The sequence below is a fragment of the Photobacterium nomapromontoriensis genome (genome assembly GCF_050336815.1).
In the GTDB taxonomy this organism is placed as follows: Bacteria; Pseudomonadota; Gammaproteobacteria; order Enterobacterales; family Vibrionaceae; genus Photobacterium; species Photobacterium nomapromontoriensis.
In genome coordinates this window covers 1-17,282 of sequence record NZ_JAKJSL010000018.1, presented here as the reverse complement: position 1 = coordinate 17,282, position 17,282 = coordinate 1, and the positions used below count along the sequence as shown (strand labels likewise).

18 protein-coding genes are annotated in these 17,282 nt (G+C 42.9%); 6 read left to right on the top strand and 12 right to left on the bottom strand.

Features of this window, described 5'->3' with window-relative positions:
- Positions 1-23: 23 nt before the first annotated feature.
- Positions 24-593 carry a GNAT family N-acetyltransferase gene (locus tag L4D12_RS04290; protein WP_428446591.1) on the top strand — a complete coding sequence of 190 codons (570 nt, stop codon included), beginning with the start codon at positions 24-26 and terminating at the stop codon, positions 591-593.
- Positions 594-663: 70 nt separating this feature from the next.
- On the opposite strand, the gene L4D12_RS04285 is transcribed toward L4D12_RS04290, so the two are convergent.
- Entirely contained in the window at positions 664-1,212 is a 549-nt protein-coding gene (locus tag L4D12_RS04285; RefSeq protein ID WP_428446590.1) for a PEP-CTERM sorting domain-containing protein, read from the bottom strand.
- Between the two features lie 301 nt (positions 1,213-1,513).
- On the opposite strand from L4D12_RS04285, the gene L4D12_RS04280 reads away from it, so the two are divergent.
- Positions 1,514-3,022 carry a peptide MFS transporter gene (locus tag L4D12_RS04280; RefSeq protein ID WP_428446589.1) on the top strand — a complete coding sequence of 503 codons (1,509 nt, stop codon included), beginning with the start codon at positions 1,514-1,516 and terminating at the stop codon, positions 3,020-3,022.
- 124 nt (positions 3,023-3,146) lie between these two features.
- Positions 3,147-3,515, top strand: coding sequence for a lipoprotein (locus L4D12_RS04275; protein WP_428446588.1), 369 nt, complete (start codon positions 3,147-3,149; stop codon positions 3,513-3,515).
- On the opposite strand, the gene L4D12_RS04270 is transcribed toward L4D12_RS04275, so the two are convergent.
- A complete protein-coding gene (locus L4D12_RS04270; protein ID WP_428446587.1) occupies positions 3,503-3,898 on the bottom strand; it encodes a nitrous oxide-stimulated promoter family protein in 396 nt (131 codons plus the stop codon). The genes L4D12_RS04275 and L4D12_RS04270 overlap by 13 nt on opposite strands.
- Positions 3,899-4,141: 243 nt before the next feature.
- On the opposite strand from L4D12_RS04270, the gene L4D12_RS04265 reads away from it, so the two are divergent.
- Both L4D12_RS04265 and L4D12_RS04260 read left to right on the top strand, forming a co-directional pair.
- Positions 4,142-4,435 carry a hypothetical protein gene (locus L4D12_RS04265; RefSeq protein ID WP_007461536.1) on the top strand — a complete coding sequence of 98 codons (294 nt, stop codon included), beginning with the start codon at positions 4,142-4,144 and terminating at the stop codon, positions 4,433-4,435.
- A gap of 237 nt (positions 4,436-4,672) precedes the next feature.
- A complete protein-coding gene (locus L4D12_RS04260) occupies positions 4,673-5,317 on the top strand; it encodes a thiopurine S-methyltransferase (protein ID WP_428446586.1) in 645 nt (214 codons plus the stop codon).
- A 100-nt stretch (positions 5,318-5,417) separates the two neighbouring features.
- On the opposite strand, the gene purT is transcribed toward L4D12_RS04260, so the two are convergent.
- The 7 genes from purT to sbcB all read right to left on the bottom strand — a co-directional run bounded on the left by purT (position 5,418) and on the right by sbcB (position 12,244).
- Entirely contained in the window at positions 5,418-6,593 is a 1,176-nt protein-coding gene (gene purT / locus L4D12_RS04255) for a formate-dependent phosphoribosylglycinamide formyltransferase (RefSeq protein ID WP_428446585.1), read from the bottom strand.
- Positions 6,594-6,825: 232 nt separating this feature from the next.
- Positions 6,826-7,719: a DMT family transporter gene (locus tag L4D12_RS04250; RefSeq protein ID WP_428446584.1), complete on the bottom strand. Its 894-nt coding sequence runs from the start codon at positions 7,717-7,719 to the stop codon at positions 6,826-6,828.
- Between the two features lie 129 nt (positions 7,720-7,848).
- Complete coding sequence (cdd, locus tag L4D12_RS04245) at positions 7,849-8,736, bottom strand: cytidine deaminase (protein WP_428446583.1); 888 nt, start codon at positions 8,734-8,736, stop codon at positions 7,849-7,851.
- A 200-nt stretch (positions 8,737-8,936) separates the two neighbouring features.
- Positions 8,937-9,617, bottom strand: a complete 681-nt coding sequence (locus L4D12_RS04240) for a CidB/LrgB family autolysis modulator (RefSeq protein ID WP_428446582.1) — start codon at positions 9,615-9,617, stop codon at positions 8,937-8,939.
- The gene (locus L4D12_RS04235; protein WP_428446581.1) at positions 9,614-9,955 is read right to left on the bottom strand and encodes a CidA/LrgA family protein; all 342 of its coding nucleotides are present in this window, start codon (positions 9,953-9,955) and stop codon (positions 9,614-9,616) included. Before L4D12_RS04235 ends, L4D12_RS04240 begins: the two co-directional genes overlap by 4 nt.
- A gap of 118 nt (positions 9,956-10,073) precedes the next feature.
- The gene (locus L4D12_RS04230; protein WP_428446580.1) at positions 10,074-10,592 is read right to left on the bottom strand and encodes a winged helix-turn-helix domain-containing protein; all 519 of its coding nucleotides are present in this window, start codon (positions 10,590-10,592) and stop codon (positions 10,074-10,076) included.
- Between the two features lie 230 nt (positions 10,593-10,822).
- Positions 10,823-12,244 (bottom strand): exodeoxyribonuclease I, encoded by a 1,422-nt coding sequence (sbcB, locus tag L4D12_RS04225; protein ID WP_428446579.1) that lies wholly within the window; start codon positions 12,242-12,244, stop codon positions 10,823-10,825.
- 178 nt (positions 12,245-12,422) lie between these two features.
- On the opposite strand from sbcB, the gene L4D12_RS04220 reads away from it, so the two are divergent.
- The gene (locus L4D12_RS04220) at positions 12,423-13,622 is read left to right on the top strand and encodes a tyrosine-type recombinase/integrase (protein WP_428446578.1); all 1,200 of its coding nucleotides are present in this window, start codon (positions 12,423-12,425) and stop codon (positions 13,620-13,622) included.
- A gap of 215 nt (positions 13,623-13,837) precedes the next feature.
- Here the strand turns inward: L4D12_RS04220 and L4D12_RS04215 are convergent, their stop codons facing one another.
- The 3 genes from L4D12_RS04215 to L4D12_RS04205 form a co-directional block, all read right to left on the bottom strand.
- Positions 13,838-15,559: a hypothetical protein gene (locus L4D12_RS04215; RefSeq protein ID WP_428446577.1), complete on the bottom strand. Its 1,722-nt coding sequence runs from the start codon at positions 15,557-15,559 to the stop codon at positions 13,838-13,840.
- A gap of 48 nt (positions 15,560-15,607) precedes the next feature.
- A complete protein-coding gene (locus tag L4D12_RS04210; RefSeq protein ID WP_428446576.1) occupies positions 15,608-16,684 on the bottom strand; it encodes a DUF4297 domain-containing protein in 1,077 nt (358 codons plus the stop codon).
- Positions 16,685-16,899: 215 nt separating this feature from the next.
- A complete protein-coding gene (locus L4D12_RS04205) occupies positions 16,900-17,220 on the bottom strand; it encodes a helix-turn-helix transcriptional regulator (protein ID WP_428446575.1) in 321 nt (106 codons plus the stop codon).
- Positions 17,221-17,282: the final 62 nt, after the last annotated feature.

Genomic DNA, 17,282 nt, shown 5'->3' with positions numbered 1-17,282 from the left:
CAAGGGAATGGAGGGAGCCAGCAATGATGGATCAAACGGTAGCAATAGAAACCGAACGACTTTTGCTACGAAGCTGGAAGGCGTCGGATTTTCCCGAGTTTGCCAAGATGACGGCAGATCCTCAGGTGATGCGTTATTTTCCGAAAACTCTGAGCCGAGAAGAAAGTGATGCAATAGCCAGTAAAATACAGGGACTGATACTAGAGAAAGGTTGGGGATTCTGGGCCGTTGAATTGAAGGAAACAGGGGCGTTCATAGGTTTTGTCGGCTTACATCAGCAAGACGAGCATGTACCTATACCGAATACGCCTTTTGTAGAAATAGGCTGGCGACTGGCTTCCAAGCATTGGCGCAAAGGCTATGCCAGTGAAGCGGCAAAATCCACATTGGAATATGCGTTTAATCAGCTTGGTGTGAGCTATGTTTACGCTTTTACTACTAAGGAGAATATACCGTCACAAAAAGTGATGGAAACGTTGGGTATGGCAGATCTACAGCAAGATTTTGATCATCCCAATTTATCGGCTTACCCTGATTATGTGAAAAGGCACTGTTTGTATCGAATTAGTGTGGATTGCTGGCAACAAAACTAAGTTGATACAAAGGCTATCTCACTACTTAGTAAAATCACTCTATTGAGATTCAATTATAAGAGGATATCGCTTAACGTGAAGCTAAGGTTTTATTCGTTTTTCGGCGATAAAGCCAAAATAGTAAGCCTGAGCCAAATATAGACCAGCTTGCAGGCTCAGGTATCTCAATAGTCTGATTAGGCTCATTGATTAGTAGTGCTGTTATAAATGGATCGGGGCTTTGTATGTTTTCATCCCCGTCGCAGGCTCCAGAAATGTCGCCATGTCCTAAGTGACCAGATAGAGCACTCTGATTAACGGATATTGTATTCTCTGCTGGTGTCCCTGGCAGGTGACATATTATAACATTGTTACCACCGCTGTTGTTATTAGCAGCATTGGTATTTCCACCATTGTTATCCACACTGTTGTCATCGTCGTCGCTAACACAGGCACCGAGAGTGTCACCATGTCCTAAGTGTCCCGGTAGGGCATTTTGATTGACAGAAAGTGTATTTTCAGCGGGTGTACCGGGTTTATGGCAGATTATCGAATCATTCGCTGCCAATAGTGGTAGTGATATTACGCTAAATAATGTAAGGATAAATAGTGTAAATACTTGGTTATATATGCTTTTCATTGCGACTCAACACATTTCTACTGATTATTTAAATTTGCATATTTCATGCCGATGCATAGAAATGTTAACACTGTGAATTCATTCTAGATTCTTAACTGGATAGTCATGCGCTTTCTTGCAATATGAGACGCAGTTGCAAATTAGGATGCATTATAAGAAGCCATAAAAAAGAATTTGGCTGTGATATTTGACCAGTAACATCAATTTTGAACGTGTTTTTCTCTAAAATCCGTATTCGATCAAAAAATTACATCTCGGTAAATGCTAGTTTGCGTAGTGCATAATATTAAAGGAGTATAATATGCAAGATGCAAATGCTAGATTCCCGTTTATGGCTAGAGTGTTAATCTTTAGGCAATTTCTGTGGGGGGCCGCATTTTATGGTACCTACGTTTTACTGACTAAGTTTTTCCTCGACGAATTGAATTACAGTGAAGCTGATACCATCATGATGATGGGTGCATTTGGTGCGGTTGGGCCCGTATTTTCTGCTGTTGGTGGCTACGTAGCGGACCGTTATTTAGGTTCATTCCGAGCGGTCTATATTGGTTATACGATATATACGATTGGTTTTTTCTTACTGGGTATAGGGGCAAGCGACTTAAATGTACCTCTCAGTATCTTCTCTATCGCATTGATTGGCTATGCCCGCGGGCTTTCAGCCACCTGTCCGACAGTGTTGCTGGGTAATTCATACTCTGCAACAAATCGTGATGCCTTCCAGCAGGGATTAACGGTTAACTACTCAATTAATAACCTTGGGTCGTTTTCTTCTAAATACCTTTTCCCGTTCATGGTGGCCTACCTTTCTTACCAAGGTAATTTCTTCATCGCCTCCGGTCTGATGTCGATTACCCTTGTATTATTCGTGCGTTATAAAGATCAGTTTATTGCGGTGGGTAATGATCTCGATCGTCGTCCTGTGAGCATGAAAATGTGGGCTTGTTTCATTGCGGGTTCTGCTGTGATGCTTGGCTTAGTCTTCTGGGTGTTCTCAAATCTTGATGAAGGTAAGTACTTGCTATACTCTCTGGGTATATGTGCCATTGGTTACTTTATTTATGAAATCACCAAGGCAACCGCGGCATATAAATACAAAATGTGTGGAGTGTTGATCACCATTTTTATCATGATTGTGTTCTATTTTTATTATGGTCAGATGCTGACGTCAATGAACATTTATGCAATCAACTTAATGGATGATCATTTGTTTGGGCTTATTCCTATTCGCCCAGAATCGAACGCTGCTTTTAATCCATTATGGTGTTTTGTATTGGGTGGACCAGTTATTTATATTTATAGCTGGCTGGAGAAGAAAGGTTTTTCACCCTCTATCCCGACTAAATTTTCAGCGGCGTTTGTGTTTAGTGCCATTGCGTTTTCTCTGCTTGGTTTATCGACCCATTTTGTCGGTGATAATGGCAAAATTTCGGCTGACTGGATTTTATGGGTTCATTTCTTTCAGTCACTAGCGGAATTAATTGTTGGTGCGTTAGGGGCGGGCTTTATTTTTGAAATGGTCCCTCGTTACTTATCAGCTTTCTCGATTGGTTTGCGATCTGTTGCGTTATCGTTAAGTGGTATTCTTGCTGCCGTGATATCAACGCGTATCGCATTACCTAAAGATCAAGTGTTAACACCAGAAATTATTGAAAATGTATACGCAAGTTATTTCTTTAATCTAGCAATGCTTGCGGTTGTGATGGCCTTTGTCACATTGGCATTATCAAAAGTGATTGCGACGTTAATCCGTAAAGGTGAAGCATTGGAAAAAGAAGCTGAAGCGAATGTGTTAACCGCTGAGTCATAACCTTCATTTTTCGATATGAATAAAGCGCCAGCCATTGCTGGCGCTTTTGCGTTTCAGCAATCTGCATATTGTGCTAATTGGGGTATAATGTCGTGTTTTTATTGTCGAGTCAGAGGATTAGGACATGAAGCGAGTATTAATTGTTGCGAGCTTAGGCTTCTCATTGTTTTTACTGTCTGGTTGTGGTGAAAAAGCACAACTTGTGACGACACCTGTGAAGAATGTTGATGCGATTGAACATCAACAAGATCAGTTGGATGTATATTGCCCGACAGGCATTTGTCAGTTTGATCTTAGTGCTAATCAGGATACCGATCTGACCATTAATATGCATTACAGTCAGTCGCGACCGTTTGAAAAAATTGAAGGTGTGAGCGTGACGGGGCGAACAGGATCATCGGCAAAAGTTATTGATGGCAACACATTTGAGATAACTCTCGATGGTAACGTGAAGCCAGCCCGTATCCAGATAGTAGATTATTACCGTAACTGAGTCATTTTTCGCTTATGGCGATTTGATGCGTTAGCCTCTGGTTTAAGAGGAACCGCTTTTTTAGCCGAGAGCAGATGGCGAATAGCGAGAAGAGGGTGTCGAAATAGCATTTTGGGGCCAGCATAACGCATGATCTGCAATGAACGTTGTTTATAGTCGGCTTTATAACAGTGTATAGGACACTCTTTGCATGTGGGCTTGTTTTCGCCGTACGGACAGCGGTCGAGCCTAGTATGTGTGTATTCAAGAAAGTCTTGGCATTTTGTACAGAGTGCGTGCGTTTGGTGATGGTCTTGACAATAGATAGCGACCATCGCCTGAATGGTTTTGAATTCGGTGGCTAGGCAGCCAAGCAAAATAGGTTGTTGTTTATTTTTTGTCATAGGTTGCCGTCCTGATGTCAAAATCGGTCAAGTTACAGATTGGATATAGCAAAGATGCATTAATAATATATCTTTAGTGTAACTCAAAATCTATGAGATAAATCGTGATTTTTAGCGTAAATGTGCTATCTGATGTTACGAGAAAGAAAAAAACGCATAAATCTGCCAAGAATCCACGTGCATGGGTTGATTTCATTGGTGTTGAGCAGTAGTATCCGCTCCTCTTTTTTTATGGTGGTGTATATGAGCAGATTTGAGTGCCTAGAAAGAATCGTCGATGAATATCGCAAGAAAGTTCGCGACGCGGAGTTTAATAAACAGAATGACAGTGAAGTCGCTAAAGTGTTGGTTCTGCTTGTTGGAAACTCTATGTTCAGCTTGGCAGATGAATTTGCAGATTGGGTAAATCGTGGTGGTGATCGTAGCTACGGCGGTAAGTTTTTCGTATCTAAGCAGCTTATGACGTTGCTTGAGCCAGTGACTTTCCGCGGCGTAACTGTTCGCCGTGATTCGATTAAGCTATTTCGAATTTCTTAATTCCATAGCTAATGTCGTTTATTCAATGACTCTCATAAAGAAAAATTGAAAAACAAATTTTAACTGATCTTTGCTCTGCAATACTCAGTTTGCGAAAGAGGGTGCTTCGGCATCCTTTTTTGTCTCTGTATCCCTCTCGTTGTTTGTTTCCCCCGCGCGGAATACGCCGTTAGCCAATCCTGTTGAAGGCTGGGTATAATATCCCTCAGTCAGTCACAACAAGAAGAGATAACATAAATGGATGCAGAATTTTGGCATACCCGATGGGCGCAAAATCGCATTGGTTTTCATCTGGACGAAACCAACCCGATGTTGATCAAGTATTGGCCTGAACTTCATGCGTCACGTGATGATGTGATGTTAGTACCCATGTGTGGTAAATCGGTTGATTTAACATGGTTGGCACGAAAGCATGAAAAGGTTATTGGTATTGAGCTAAGCGATATCGCTGTCCGTGCTTTTTTTGCTGAACACTTCTATACCCCGATGGTAACTGTGCTGGGCAATGGCCAGACGCTGTATGAATTTGATGAAATCAGTCTCTACTGTGGTGACTACTTTACCACTCAGATCGAGCCTGTCGATGTGGTGTACGACCGCGCGGCGTTGATTGCAATGCCACAAGAGTTACGGCAAATGTATGCTGACAAGTTGTTGTCGATGCTGAAACCGGGTGGGCGCATTTTATTGGTGACATTAGACTATCCACAGCATGAATTGGATGGCCCTCCATTCTCGGTCGTGAAAGAGGAGGTGGAAGCCTTGTTTAATGGTTGTACGATCCGCCATTTGGCCCGTGATGATGCCGACGAAAGCCACCCTAGACGCCAGCGTGGGCTAACCCGCTTTGCTGAAGAAGCTTGGTTGATCACCGTTAAGTAGTCGCGATAATCGCAGCTACTAAATTTAGATAGTTACCAGAATGAGAAAAGGAGCCAAAGGCTCCTTTTTATTTTCGGTGATAGGTTAGTGTGGTATGAATCTAACACACAACCTTAATATCTGCGGCAGTAGCAACAGCATCTTCTACTGCAGACTCAATTGTATCACGGCGGGTAAGAGCAACACCTAGGCGGCGGGTGCCGTTGATTTCAGGTTTACCAAATAACCGAACTTGAGTATTGGGTCTCGCCAATGCCGCGGTAAGATTGTCAAAACGAATATCATTAGACACCCCTTGTGCAAGCACAACCGCTGATGCAGATGGGCCGAATTGGTTAATGCTATGGATTGGCAGGCCAAGGAATGCACGTACATGCAGCGCAAACTCAGAGAGCTCCTGAGAGATCAGAGTGACCATGCCAGTATCATGCGGGCGAGGGGAGACTTCACTGAACAGTACCTCATCACCTTTTACAAATAACTCAACGCCAAACAGGCCATAACCACCCAGAGCATTCACGACCTTTTCAGCCACGTCTTGAGCGGCTTTTAATGCGCGGTCAGACATCTGCTGCGGTTGCCATGACTCGCGGTAGTCTCCGTCTTCCTGACGATGGCCAATCGGCGCGCAGAAATGTACGCCATCCACGGCACGTACGGTAAGTAGCGTAATTTCGTAGTCAAAGTCCACGAAGCCTTCGACAATCACACGGCCAGCCCCTGCGCGTCCGCCTTCTTGTGCGTACTGCCATGCGCTTTCGATATCAGCTTGCGATTTGATCACGCTCTGTCCTTTACCGGATGAACTCATAATCGGCTTGACAACACACGGTGTGCCAATACGTTCGACAGAGGCAGCAAAGTCATCAAATTGGTCAGAAAATTCATAAGGAGATGTGCTGATTGCTAACGTTTCAGCCGCTAAGCGACGGATCCCTTCACGGTTCATCGTTAGCTTGGTTGCGTTTGCTGTTGGTACAACATGCAAGCCACTGGCTTCAAGTTCAACCAGCATATCGGTAGCAATCGCTTCAATTTCAGGTACGACGTAATTGGGTTTTTCTAATGTAATCACATCTTTTAACGCCGCGCCATCCAGCATGTCGATCACATGGCTACGGTGAGCAACATGCATTGCAGGGGCATCAGCGTAACGGTCAACCGCAATCACTTCTAAACCTAGTCGTTGGCATTCAATGGCCACTTCTTTGCCTAGCTCTCCAGCGCCAAGAAGTAGTACACGGGTTGCATTGGGACGAGTCGCAGATCCTAACATCGAAATTCCTTACTGGATGGGGAATGAAACTGCCGCAGATCATACAGTAATTCATTGAATGCGCAAACGTTTGCGTCGGTGTTTTTGGCTATTCAATTCAGTAATAACGACAAGACTAGGTACGTTGCGATGCTTGCACGATGATCGCGATCAGGCGGAGGGGGCAATTAAAAAAATCCCCGCAAATGCGGGGATTGAAGGATGTGCTCATAATGCAGGTGAGAGTACCGTGTTAAACGGTCTTCGCTTTTGATGCTTTGTTGTTTTCCCACTGAGTAATAAAGGCTACTGAGCCAATAATGATCGCGGCACCCAGCCATAATCGACCCGGTGGCACCCAACCAAAAATGCACCAACCGGCTAAGACATTTAATGGCAGCTTGGCGTGATCAAAGGGTTGCACGAAAGAAGCATCTGCCACGGCGTACGCCTTCGCAATAGCCCACTGCGCTAACGCCGTCAGTAAACCCGCCCCTGCGAGTAATAGCCAGGTAAATCCAGTATTTGGCATCGTGAAGTCAGGTAAAGCCAAGAATATGTTAAATGGTGTGATTAAAATTAGCAGGTAGACCACAATGGTGGTTGGCGAATCGTGTGCTGACATTTTTTTCACCATGAGCGAATAGCCAGCCCAGAAAAATGCAGCACCAACGGGTAGCAGTGTTGCCCAGCTAAAGTCTTCTCCCCATGGTTCAAGGATGATCATCGCACCCACAAACCCCGTTAGAGTAGCGACCCAGCGCGCGATACCGACCTTTTCCTTCAGGAAGAGGCCAGAGCCAATGGTTGCGAATAGCGGTGAGGTCATCAGCAATGCGATGCCTTGCCAAATAGGTACCGGATAAGCCAGTGCCCATAGCCAGAGTTGGATACCAATCACGGATAGAAATACACGAAAGCAGTGCATACCAAAATGATTGGTTTTAAGGGCAGCGCGCAAGCCTAACGTTCGTAACCATGGAAAAATGGCGATCAGAGCGATGAAATATTGGATCAGGGCGACGGTAGTCGAAGGCAGATGCATGAACATACTGACGTATTGCGCAATGCTGTTGACGATAGCAAAGGCAAGCCCCGCCGTGAGCATCCAGCTAGCCCCTTGGAGCGGGTGATGTTGGTGTGACATGAATATGTGATTTCTTAGGGTGAAAAACTCGAAAAATCATACTCCTGCTATGGCTGAGAGGATACTGATTTATAGCTGTTGCTGATCACAACTGTAAAAAAAACCGCCATTTTGGCGGTTTTTCAAGGATTATGCGGCAACATACGTCAATGGAATATCGGGATTTAATGCTTCCAATGTGGTTTGTGTATCGGCCAAATGGCTGATTGTACTGTTGGCTTGTTCAACCAATGCGGCTTCAACAATCTCACTCAGCGGGTAATCCGCCATGTTCATGTTAATCAATGCAACCTGCAGTGGCAGTAAGCTTGGATTAAATGCCGCGTTTTCAGCATACATACCAACAAAGGTACGACCGTCTTTTGCTTTCAGTGCAACACCGCTAAAATTTTTGGTGTATGGCGCATGGGCACGGTTAGCTGCTTCACAAGCTTGCTGTACCAGTTGCTCAGTCGCTTCTGTTGTAATGTTGTGGTTAACTGCAGTGAGTAATCCTTCATCGATATTCAGATCGGCCGGGCCAAAAGATTCTGGCAGGTATTCCTGGAGACTTTTCGCATCTCGGTTAGGCAGCTGTACAACCAATTCTTTAGCTGACGTCAGTTCGTTCATAAACTGGCGGCAGTGGCCGCATGGGCTGTAGTTGATTGTGATGTCAATAATACCGGTTTCACCTTTAACCCAAGCATGGCTGATGGCCGACTGCTCTGCATGAATGGTTTGGGAAAGGCAGGCTCCGACAAATTCCATATTGGCACCAAAATACAATGTGCCGGATTGGCCGCGAGCAATCGCACCCACGAAGAAATTAGAAATAGGAGCGACAGAATAAGCAGCAGCTAATGGAAGTAATGCAACACGACATTCGCTGTCTGTCATGTGAGTTTTTGATAGTAATTCAGCAAACACGTCAGGGCTTAGGGTGGCATCAAAGTTGTCGGCTTCTAGAACCGGTTTGATTGCTGATGCTAAATCAGCAGGTAAAGCGCCTAAAGCATCCATTACTCTAGTGTGCATGAGTTGTTACTCCGTCTTGTGTATGGAGAAACATTGTAGGCTGAGTAATGTGATTTATGTGTGACATAAATCACATTAATCGACCGCTTGTTTCATCCATTGCATTATTGGGAGTCGGGTCACACGCTTTTATAATAAATTCATGTATCGAATCAATATATTAGCTTTGTATTCGATTACCTCCACAAGGATGATAATTTCTATGAAAATACCGTCATGATGATTGGAAATAATAGTGGCGCTAAAATTGACGTGATTACACCGCAGATCACTAGCGCCAATGAGCTAAATGCCCCTTCCTGGAAATCTTCTTCAGCCGCTTTTGCTGTACCCAAAGCATGAGATACCGTACCCATGGTCAAGCCTTTCGCAATAGGGGCATGAATGCCCAGCATCCTAAATAAAGGATAGCCCACGACAGCGCCGAACAGGCCAGCAATGATCACCATAATTGCGGCGACAGATGGCACGCCACCGATTTGATCCGCAACGGCCATCGCAATTGGTGTTGTTACCGATTTGGGTAGGATTGAAGCGGTAAGCTGAGCATCAGCGCCCATGAGGACCGCGATACCTGCTCCTGTGATCATTGATAACACGCTACCGATCAGGCAGGCAGAAAAAATAACCTTCCATTTTTGACGGATTTGATGCAGCTGCTCATAAAGCGGGAAGGCGAGAGCAACAACAGCGGGTTCAAGTAGAGCATTAATGACTTTATTCTGTTCGAAATAGGTCTCGTATGGCACTTTGAGCCATATAAGAAGTGGAATGATCACCAGTAAACTGATCAGCAGAGGGTTGATGATCGGATGTTGAAATCGCTTTGAAAGATAGCGGGCAGAATAAAATACTACCAGCGTTGTAACCAGCCAGATCATTGCTTTTCCTTATAATGGGTAGCGACGCCAAGAACAGTAAATACGACCAAGCTGCTACCGATAGTGCTAAGAAGAATGATCAATGCATTGGATTGCAACAGGTGAAGATAATTCATTAAGCCAACGCCGACTGGAACGAATAGCAGTGCCATATGGCGGATTAATAAGTGGCAACCTGGCATCGCCCATTGGGCGGGGACCAAGCCCATCGACAGCGCCGCGAAAAGAATAAGCATGCCAATGATACTACCGGGAATGGCAACCCCCGACAGGTGCTGAATGCCTTTTCCAAGCATCAAACAAATAAAAATGATGATGAACGAACGTAGATATGCCATGAGTCCTTCGGAATAAAGAAATTACTCATTCATCATACAAAAGAAGTGTGATCTAAGCCACAGTAAATTTGGTGGTATAACCACACATTTTTTAACCGTGATGGATTGTATATAAGTATTAATAATTTGATGCAAAAATGAGCATTAGGCCCGCCAGAGCGAGAATGAATACCGACACTTTATGCACCAAGCTGTGCTTAACAATATGTTCAGTCGCCGTGTCAATGTGCTCTTCCTGTGGTGGTGGGAGTTGTGTGGTCTTTTCTTTGTCTTCGTGGATTAGACGACAGGTTTTATCGGGTAACGGTGTCCGGAAGCCATAATGCTGGACGACTTCGATAGGAATGGCCATCTTACCGTTGTGTTCTAGCTTACGAGTTAACGATTTAAATACGGTATTAAGATCGTAATGGTTATGAGAGCCGTCTTCGTAAGGGTCGAGCAGGATGAAGGTTTTTTCATACAGCGATTCAGCACTGATGACTTGCCCAGCGCAATAGCACAATAGCTCAAGCAGACGGGACTCATGTATCGTCAGTGGGGTCTCGCTTTTGTCTTTCCATACCAAGACACGGTGATCCGGTTCGAAGTCTACAGCAGCAAAGCGATAACAGCGTGTAAGATTTTTTGTTGTCATATCGGTCACTTATATTCATTGTTCGCATCCATGAATAATGAATAGATTGTGTCCATACAGATTAAAGTGTTGGCATAGATACCAGGATCTGCAATTGCAACTTTAAGGATAATGCCTCATAAAAAAACCTCTTGGCTTCAGCTGCGCAAGAGGTTTTTGAAAATATTAGTAATTTCTATCGCTTAGCAGCATAAACGAGAATATTCATTCAAGCCTGCATCGCCGTTAAATTAGACAAGTGATTCCACATAATCATACACCGCTTTTAGAATCTTCATATTTCGCTCACTCGACTGATGCTCATAACCTAACGCTTCAAGATTTTGCATATAAGCCGGCAAGTTTTCTTCATAGAAATCCTGACAATAATGCTTCCACTGTTGCTGCTCTTGATAAGCTAGCGTCATTGGGAAATTTCGTGCACGGTAACGGAACAGCAGTGGTTTAATGCGTTTATCAGCCACATTCAGATCAAATGTCGCTAAATCTTCCGGTGACGTGTTACGGATGATATCCATGGTAGAACGGTCTGCCGTCGAGAAAAAGCCATCATAAAGTTGAGCATCGACATTGGTATTCTCGCCATAGTCACGTTCCTGACTGTAAATCGCCAACAGTTTCTCACGTACCTCAGGGTGTGATTTCAAAATCTGTAAGTTCTTCAGGCATGCCTCACGGTCGATTCCGATCCGCGCCGCGTCTTCAGCACGCAAGGTTTTTGCTGGTGCCAATACCGGACACTTATTCAGGTGGATCAGCTTCAATGGTACTGGAAGCTCATCTGGGCCTAAATCGATACGCTTGGTGTAAAGGCGCTCAAGCAGTTCATCGGCAGTCAGCTCAAGCAGCGGGGTTGGGTCCATCGCTAGATTCACCGCGATCACCGCATTCTTGTTATCAGGGTGCCACGCCATAGGCACGATCCAGCTGGTATTGCCGCATTCAGAGCCAAACATACCAGAGACATGCATCAAGGGTGTGAGTTCTGCGATATCAATCAGTTCTTGTAACTTGCGTTTATTACGCAGGTTGAAAAAATAGCTGAATAGTTTTGGTTGATTTTGCTTGATGATTTTCGCCAATTCAATGGTCGCGTAAACATCGGCCATCGCATCGTGTGCATTTGTGTGTTCAATTCCATTGGCAACCGACAAATGTTCCAGCTTAAAGCTTGGAAAGCCTTCATCATTAGTCGGCCAATTGATCCCTTCAGGGCGAAGGGCGTAGCAGGTGCGCATGATATCGAGTAGATCCCAACGCGAGTTGCCGTTTTGCCAACTCCACGCATAAGGGTCAAAGAAATTGCGGTACAAGGTGTAGCGAGTTACTTCATCATCAAAACGCACATTGTTGTAGCCAATCACACAGGTATTAGGCTTAGACAGTTCATCATGAATACGGGCAATAAACTCAGGTTCAGGCAGCCCTTTCTCAAACGCCTCCTGTGGCGTGATCCCTGTGATCAAACTGGCTTCAGGTGACGGTAAGTAGTCAATTGGCGGCTTACAGTAAATCACCAACGGCTCACCAATAATGTTCATGTCCATATCCGTTCGCACACCAGCGAACTGACAAGGGCGATCAATAGACGGCTTCGCACCGAACGTTTCGTAATCTAGCCAAAATAATGTTGGCTCATTTGTGTTATTCATAATAATTTCCAGAAGCCACTGGGTCAGTAATAAGTGCTTGTTCTAACAATGGCTTTTCAATGCTATACTGTTCTTATATACAGTAGTTAATTCGTACACAGTTAAGCTTGGGATTTGCATTTGTGTCCTAATCTGTGTCCTAAAATTTTGAGCGTGTGTCCTAATTTAAGGGAATAGTATGAGTCTTACCGATCGGCAACTTAAAGTCATCACAAAGCGAGATACGTATGATGGCCCATCAGAACTTAGCGATGGTGATGGGTTAGTCGTACGCATAACACCTAAAGCCAAAATCTTTTTTCATTATCGTTGTCGTTTTCAAGGTAAAAGTCACAGAATTCATCTTGGTAAGTATCCCGCAACTTCCCTGAAAGAGGCAAGGCGGAAACATAAAATCATGATGGAATTGAGAGAATCAGGCCGAAATCCTGAGATTGCTATCACTGGTGAGCAAGAATTCGTCACATTAGATGATTGTGTTCACTACTGGCTGAAACATTATGTCCCCACTTTAAAGAAGGGGACGCAGGCCTTATACCAGTCCTTTGCTAAAAACTACTACCTAGGCGCTTTCCCTAATTGTGATGTTGAAACGATTCCGGCCAGAGAGTGGATGCGGTGGCTTGATAGTATCAGCGATGAAAAACCCAAAACGGCCAACTCGATTTTTACTACTCTTCGTGCCTGTATTAATTTCTGCAAAAGCAAATTCATCATTGAACGTACCGACATTGAGCGGATAAAGAAGCAGAATGTTGGGGAGAGGCCAGAAACCGGCACTCGTGTACCTACATGGGCTGAATTGGCTCAAATCTGGTTGGCCATTGAACGTAGCCGCGCCAGCACTTCAAACAAAACCCTTCACCAACTCACCATGCTATGGGGCAACCGGCTTTCAGAGCTGCGCCTTGCTCGTCGTTCTCACTTTGATATGAAAGCGGGTATCTGGACCGTCCCCAAAGAACTCAGCAAAACCAACAAACCTATCCGTCGTCCAATCCCAACCAAAGTACGAGCCATACTCGAGCGCGTGATGGCAACCTACGACGACGTTCTCTTCCCAGGTAGTGACCTTAATACTCCAATAACCATATCTGCAGCTAATCGTTATATCAGACGTATTAGAGCAAGCTTGCCGTTGGAAGAGTGGCGAGCTCATGATTTCAGGCGTTCATTGTCCACTGGTGTATCAGAACTTGGCGTAATGCCACATGTTGTCGAGAAGATGCTAGGCCATGAACTGGCAGGTGTACTGACTGTTTACAACAAGCATGATTGGCTGGATGACCAGCGAGAGGCGTATGAGCTGTATGCGGATAAGCTGACTGAATATTTAGGTGTAAATGTTGATTTACCCGAAAATTTTAAAGGTAGGTAGGGGATACCCCGTTAAGTATTTGGTTCGTTGTCGAGATATGCTTGTTACAAGTATAGAATTTAATAAATATCTTGTTTTAGGTAATAATAAAAAAGATTTTTAGTGGTGTTATTATACTGGTTTAGTAAATATACATTGTCATAATGTGACTGATTCAATAGAAACTATACAATGAGTGAATAAAAAGAAAGGCTACCCGAGAGTAGCCATAAGGATTATCTGCTAGATAAGATAACGTCTTCATATTCACGACGTAGAGTTTTGTAATGTTTACTTTGCAGTAAGCGATTATCATCTAGCTCAATAATATGAGCATCTTGCTTGTACGTTGCTAGAACATCGTTATCCATAGCACATAGAATTACTTGATATCCAGATGGAATATTCTCTTTAATTACATCAAGTACTTTTTTATATCTATGCTCGGCTTGCTCTTGTTGGTTTGGTGTGTCGATAACAAACGGTGCAAGTTCACAATGAGCTGCATGTTCAATTTGACGTAGAATTGCTAATTGGTATGCCAAATTTCCACGAGTTCCTTCGGCTGCACCTCCTCCTAGAATCTTTTTATAATCCATAGGAGACTTAACGCCGTTAAGGTTTACACCTTTGGCAGACAATGTTTCGATATTTTCTATGAGATTTCCCATAAATAGTTCATTAAGGTCATCTCTATCTTTCTTTTTAAGAAGCTTTCGTTGGTCTGCTTTAAACTCTTTTTGTTTATCTTGAGCTTTTTTAGATTGCAGTTGATAGTTTTCTTTTTTTTGAGTGACGCTTTGGTTTACTTTTTTTTGAGATATAGCGTAAAGAGCCTGATTAAAATCGGTTTGTTCATTGGTCTCTTCATCATCATCTCGATATAGATATTTGTTATTTATTCTATCAATCTCTGATGAGACAAAATTGAGTTCTTCAGTGAGTTCTGCTTGTTGTCTATACTTATCTTCCAGATCAGCAATAATATTATTTGCTTGCAGTTCAAGAGCTTCTCTATCTGCTAGAAGTCCAGCACGGCTAAGAAGCGAGTTGTCATGTTCAACACCACATAATGGACACTCTAAGGAGTCAGAAGGAATGTTTTCTACAGCAAACGTATAATCTTCATTCAATTCTCTTGCTGACGTGCTGGCAATTAGATGCTGCTGTTCTAAATCATGAATCTCATTAGCTAATATAGATTGTTGTTCATACAGACTAGACTGTTGAAATGAAAACGCTTTAAGCTCTTGCTCAATCTCTATCTGAATTGATTCAAATTCAGGCTGTGTGATCGCAATAGTTTGTAATGGAGCAACCTCTTCTAGGACTTCAATTGCAGCACAGATACGGCCAACTTGTTGATTAGCTTCGTTCTCTTTATCTTTATATTCGAAAATATCTTCTTCGAGTTCAAAATGCTTAGCAGAGAGATAACCACAAAAGTATTTGATGAGGTTTTTTCGAAAATTACTGAATTGAGTAAGATTTTCAAAACCATTCCACGGTTCATTCCAGCTCTTCTTTTGATCAATATAGAAAGGCAAAAAATAAAAAGCAGGAGGAGGACAGTCGAGACCGTTTTGTTTATTCGCTAAAAGTAGGTCAAAGCTCGTGATCTCCGCAAAAATTCGGGAAAATTCACCAGTTATCTTAGTGAAATTCTGTAACTGAGCGTCTAGCTTACCAAATGAAATGGTGTTTTGATAGCGACTAACAATATATTCAGTACTGTTAATTTTAAAGTAAAGAATAGATTTTACATCATTTGACTTCCAATCTTGGTCAAAGTGAGGGTCACAGCCAAGAGCCCAGAATAAGTTTTTAACAAGTGTAGATTTCCCAATACTATTGTCGTTTCCTGTAACGAGATTGAGTCTCTTCGGAAACACAAACTGATTCGCCAGTCTTTTCGAATCGGACAGTAGAACTAGACGTTGAAATTGCAAGCCTTTCATTTTTATGTTTCCTAAGATTTCTAACCAATAGTTTGTAATTATTTTTCATTATTCAGCCTTCAATAAGCAATAGATGACTTCCATTAGAAGCGCATCCTGATCTTTGACTTTTCCTAGTAGACCATCATTAATCGCCTGCTTTTCTAGAGCGTTCAAATAAACAATATCATCGGGAAAACTATCTTCATTGATTTTGTTATGAGATGCCCTAAATGAATTAGTGATATCAATGTCTAAAGCGCTCATAAAACCGGCTCTTCGAAGAGCTAGTAATGATAACTCTCGCTTAAAAGAGCGTTTTTTCTTAGATTTCCAACCTAAATCATTTGCTAGGTCATCGAAATCATTTTTAATATCATCCACAGATGGGTGACTAGAGTGCTGAGTAAGGACTTGGTGTACACTTGCCGAAGTCAAAGATTTATTATCGATGAGCCTATCCCAATCTTTATAGTCATATTCTAAACGACCAATTCGCCCCATTTCATCAATTATTGCTCGATAGATAGCGACTGCGTTGCACTGCGCTCCAGGAAAGAGTTTATCTACAAGTCTTGCAAAGTTTGAAAGAACATAGTCTTCTTGATTTTTGAGTTGTATTTCTGGAACAATGAATTGGAGGTGTTCAGGTAATACAATGATGCCTAACTCATTATGAATATTTTGAGTTAAAGTCGATAAGTCATCCTCTGCAATGTCACCAACCTTAATGACATCTAGCCTTAGCCCCTTATCTAGAGCTAAGCTAAAACCACTAGAGGAAACTAAGCCAATCTTGGTAATACGATCCTCATATTGGTTGTTAAGGCAAGAGGTAAGTAATTTACCTAGCACGGAGTCTTTCAGGGATCCTTTCGCTCCTTTTTTACGCTTGGTTAATGAATCGGCTGTAAATTTGGTTCCCTGATTCTTAACCTGATAAAACTCAAATCTTGCAGTACCAGCATCTAAAGTATCTGCGATAACCACATCCTCATGGTACTCAATGAGGATCGCATATTCTTTTTTCTGTTTGTGTTTCTCGATTATCTCGCATAAAGCCCAATGGAATTGAAAATTATATTTTCCAAAAGTGCTAGCGCCTGCGGACTCCCGCTGAGCTTCTGCAAGTGGATTATCTGCCATGTGACTTATACCAACTATAAATGAGTTGTACCTATTAGGTGCATATTAGCATATGTCATATATTGGTATGATCCTATCTATTTGATCTTGAGCACATTTTATTTAAAATTAGAGGTTACCCAAAAGGTAAAAACTAGCACTCTCGGCTAATTTTGGAATATCCAAATTCATACTGAGTTAAGGTCTAACATAAGCGGCCAACTGGCCGCTTCTTATCACCTCCCATATCCCCCAATACTATCCTTCCATTCTTCAACCGCTGTTCTCAGCCACCTCAACGGCATCAGTGTAACCGGATCCGGAAAACCGCGAGTCTGCCGCCATTTGTAGATGGTGGCCTTGCTAGATACTTGGAACATTTCCAGCACTTCATTATGGCTGATCAGCTGCGTTGATGATTGGTCATTCAAGCTTGATAAAGATTGAGATGATTGCTCTGGTTCTTTCTCAGATTTAAACTGTGACGGCGTAACGTAACTGTATGATTTAACGCTATAAGAGACGTCTACAGTAGGGTAGTCAGTATAATTGTGCATTTTTTGCTCCTTATTTACGCCGTTACTGATAGACATTGAGGATGAGGAAGTGCAAATAAATC

Bases quoted from the DNA above. Each gene is read 5' to 3' on its own strand.
- L4D12_RS04290 (WP_428446591.1), top strand. From the start codon at position 24: ATGATGGATCAAACGGTAGCAATAGAAACCGAACGACTTTTGCTACGA.
- L4D12_RS04285 (WP_428446590.1), bottom strand. From the start codon at position 1,212: ATGAAAAGCATATATAACCAAGTATTTACACTATTTATCCTTACATTA.
- L4D12_RS04280 (WP_428446589.1), top strand. From the start codon at position 1,514: ATGCAAGATGCAAATGCTAGATTCCCGTTTATGGCTAGAGTGTTAATC.
- L4D12_RS04275 (WP_428446588.1), top strand. From the start codon at position 3,147: ATGAAGCGAGTATTAATTGTTGCGAGCTTAGGCTTCTCATTGTTTTTA.
- L4D12_RS04270 (WP_428446587.1), bottom strand. From the start codon at position 3,898: ATGACAAAAAATAAACAACAACCTATTTTGCTTGGCTGCCTAGCCACC.
- L4D12_RS04265 (WP_007461536.1), top strand. From the start codon at position 4,142: ATGAGCAGATTTGAGTGCCTAGAAAGAATCGTCGATGAATATCGCAAG.
- L4D12_RS04260 (WP_428446586.1), top strand. From the start codon at position 4,673: ATGGATGCAGAATTTTGGCATACCCGATGGGCGCAAAATCGCATTGGT.
- purT (WP_428446585.1), bottom strand. From the start codon at position 6,593: ATGTTAGGATCTGCGACTCGTCCCAATGCAACCCGTGTACTACTTCTT.
- L4D12_RS04250 (WP_428446584.1), bottom strand. From the start codon at position 7,719: ATGTCACACCAACATCACCCGCTCCAAGGGGCTAGCTGGATGCTCACG.
- cdd (WP_428446583.1), bottom strand. From the start codon at position 8,736: ATGCACACTAGAGTAATGGATGCTTTAGGCGCTTTACCTGCTGATTTA.
- L4D12_RS04240 (WP_428446582.1), bottom strand. From the start codon at position 9,617: ATGATCTGGCTGGTTACAACGCTGGTAGTATTTTATTCTGCCCGCTAT.
- L4D12_RS04235 (WP_428446581.1), bottom strand. From the start codon at position 9,955: ATGGCATATCTACGTTCGTTCATCATCATTTTTATTTGTTTGATGCTT.
- L4D12_RS04230 (WP_428446580.1), bottom strand. From the start codon at position 10,592: ATGACAACAAAAAATCTTACACGCTGTTATCGCTTTGCTGCTGTAGAC.
- sbcB (WP_428446579.1), bottom strand. From the start codon at position 12,244: ATGAATAACACAAATGAGCCAACATTATTTTGGCTAGATTACGAAACG.
- L4D12_RS04220 (WP_428446578.1), top strand. From the start codon at position 12,423: ATGAGTCTTACCGATCGGCAACTTAAAGTCATCACAAAGCGAGATACG.
- L4D12_RS04215 (WP_428446577.1), bottom strand. From the start codon at position 15,559: ATGAAAGGCTTGCAATTTCAACGTCTAGTTCTACTGTCCGATTCGAAA.
- L4D12_RS04210 (WP_428446576.1), bottom strand. From the start codon at position 16,684: ATGGCAGATAATCCACTTGCAGAAGCTCAGCGGGAGTCCGCAGGCGCT.
- L4D12_RS04205 (WP_428446575.1), bottom strand. From the start codon at position 17,220: ATGCACAATTATACTGACTACCCTACTGTAGACGTCTCTTATAGCGTT.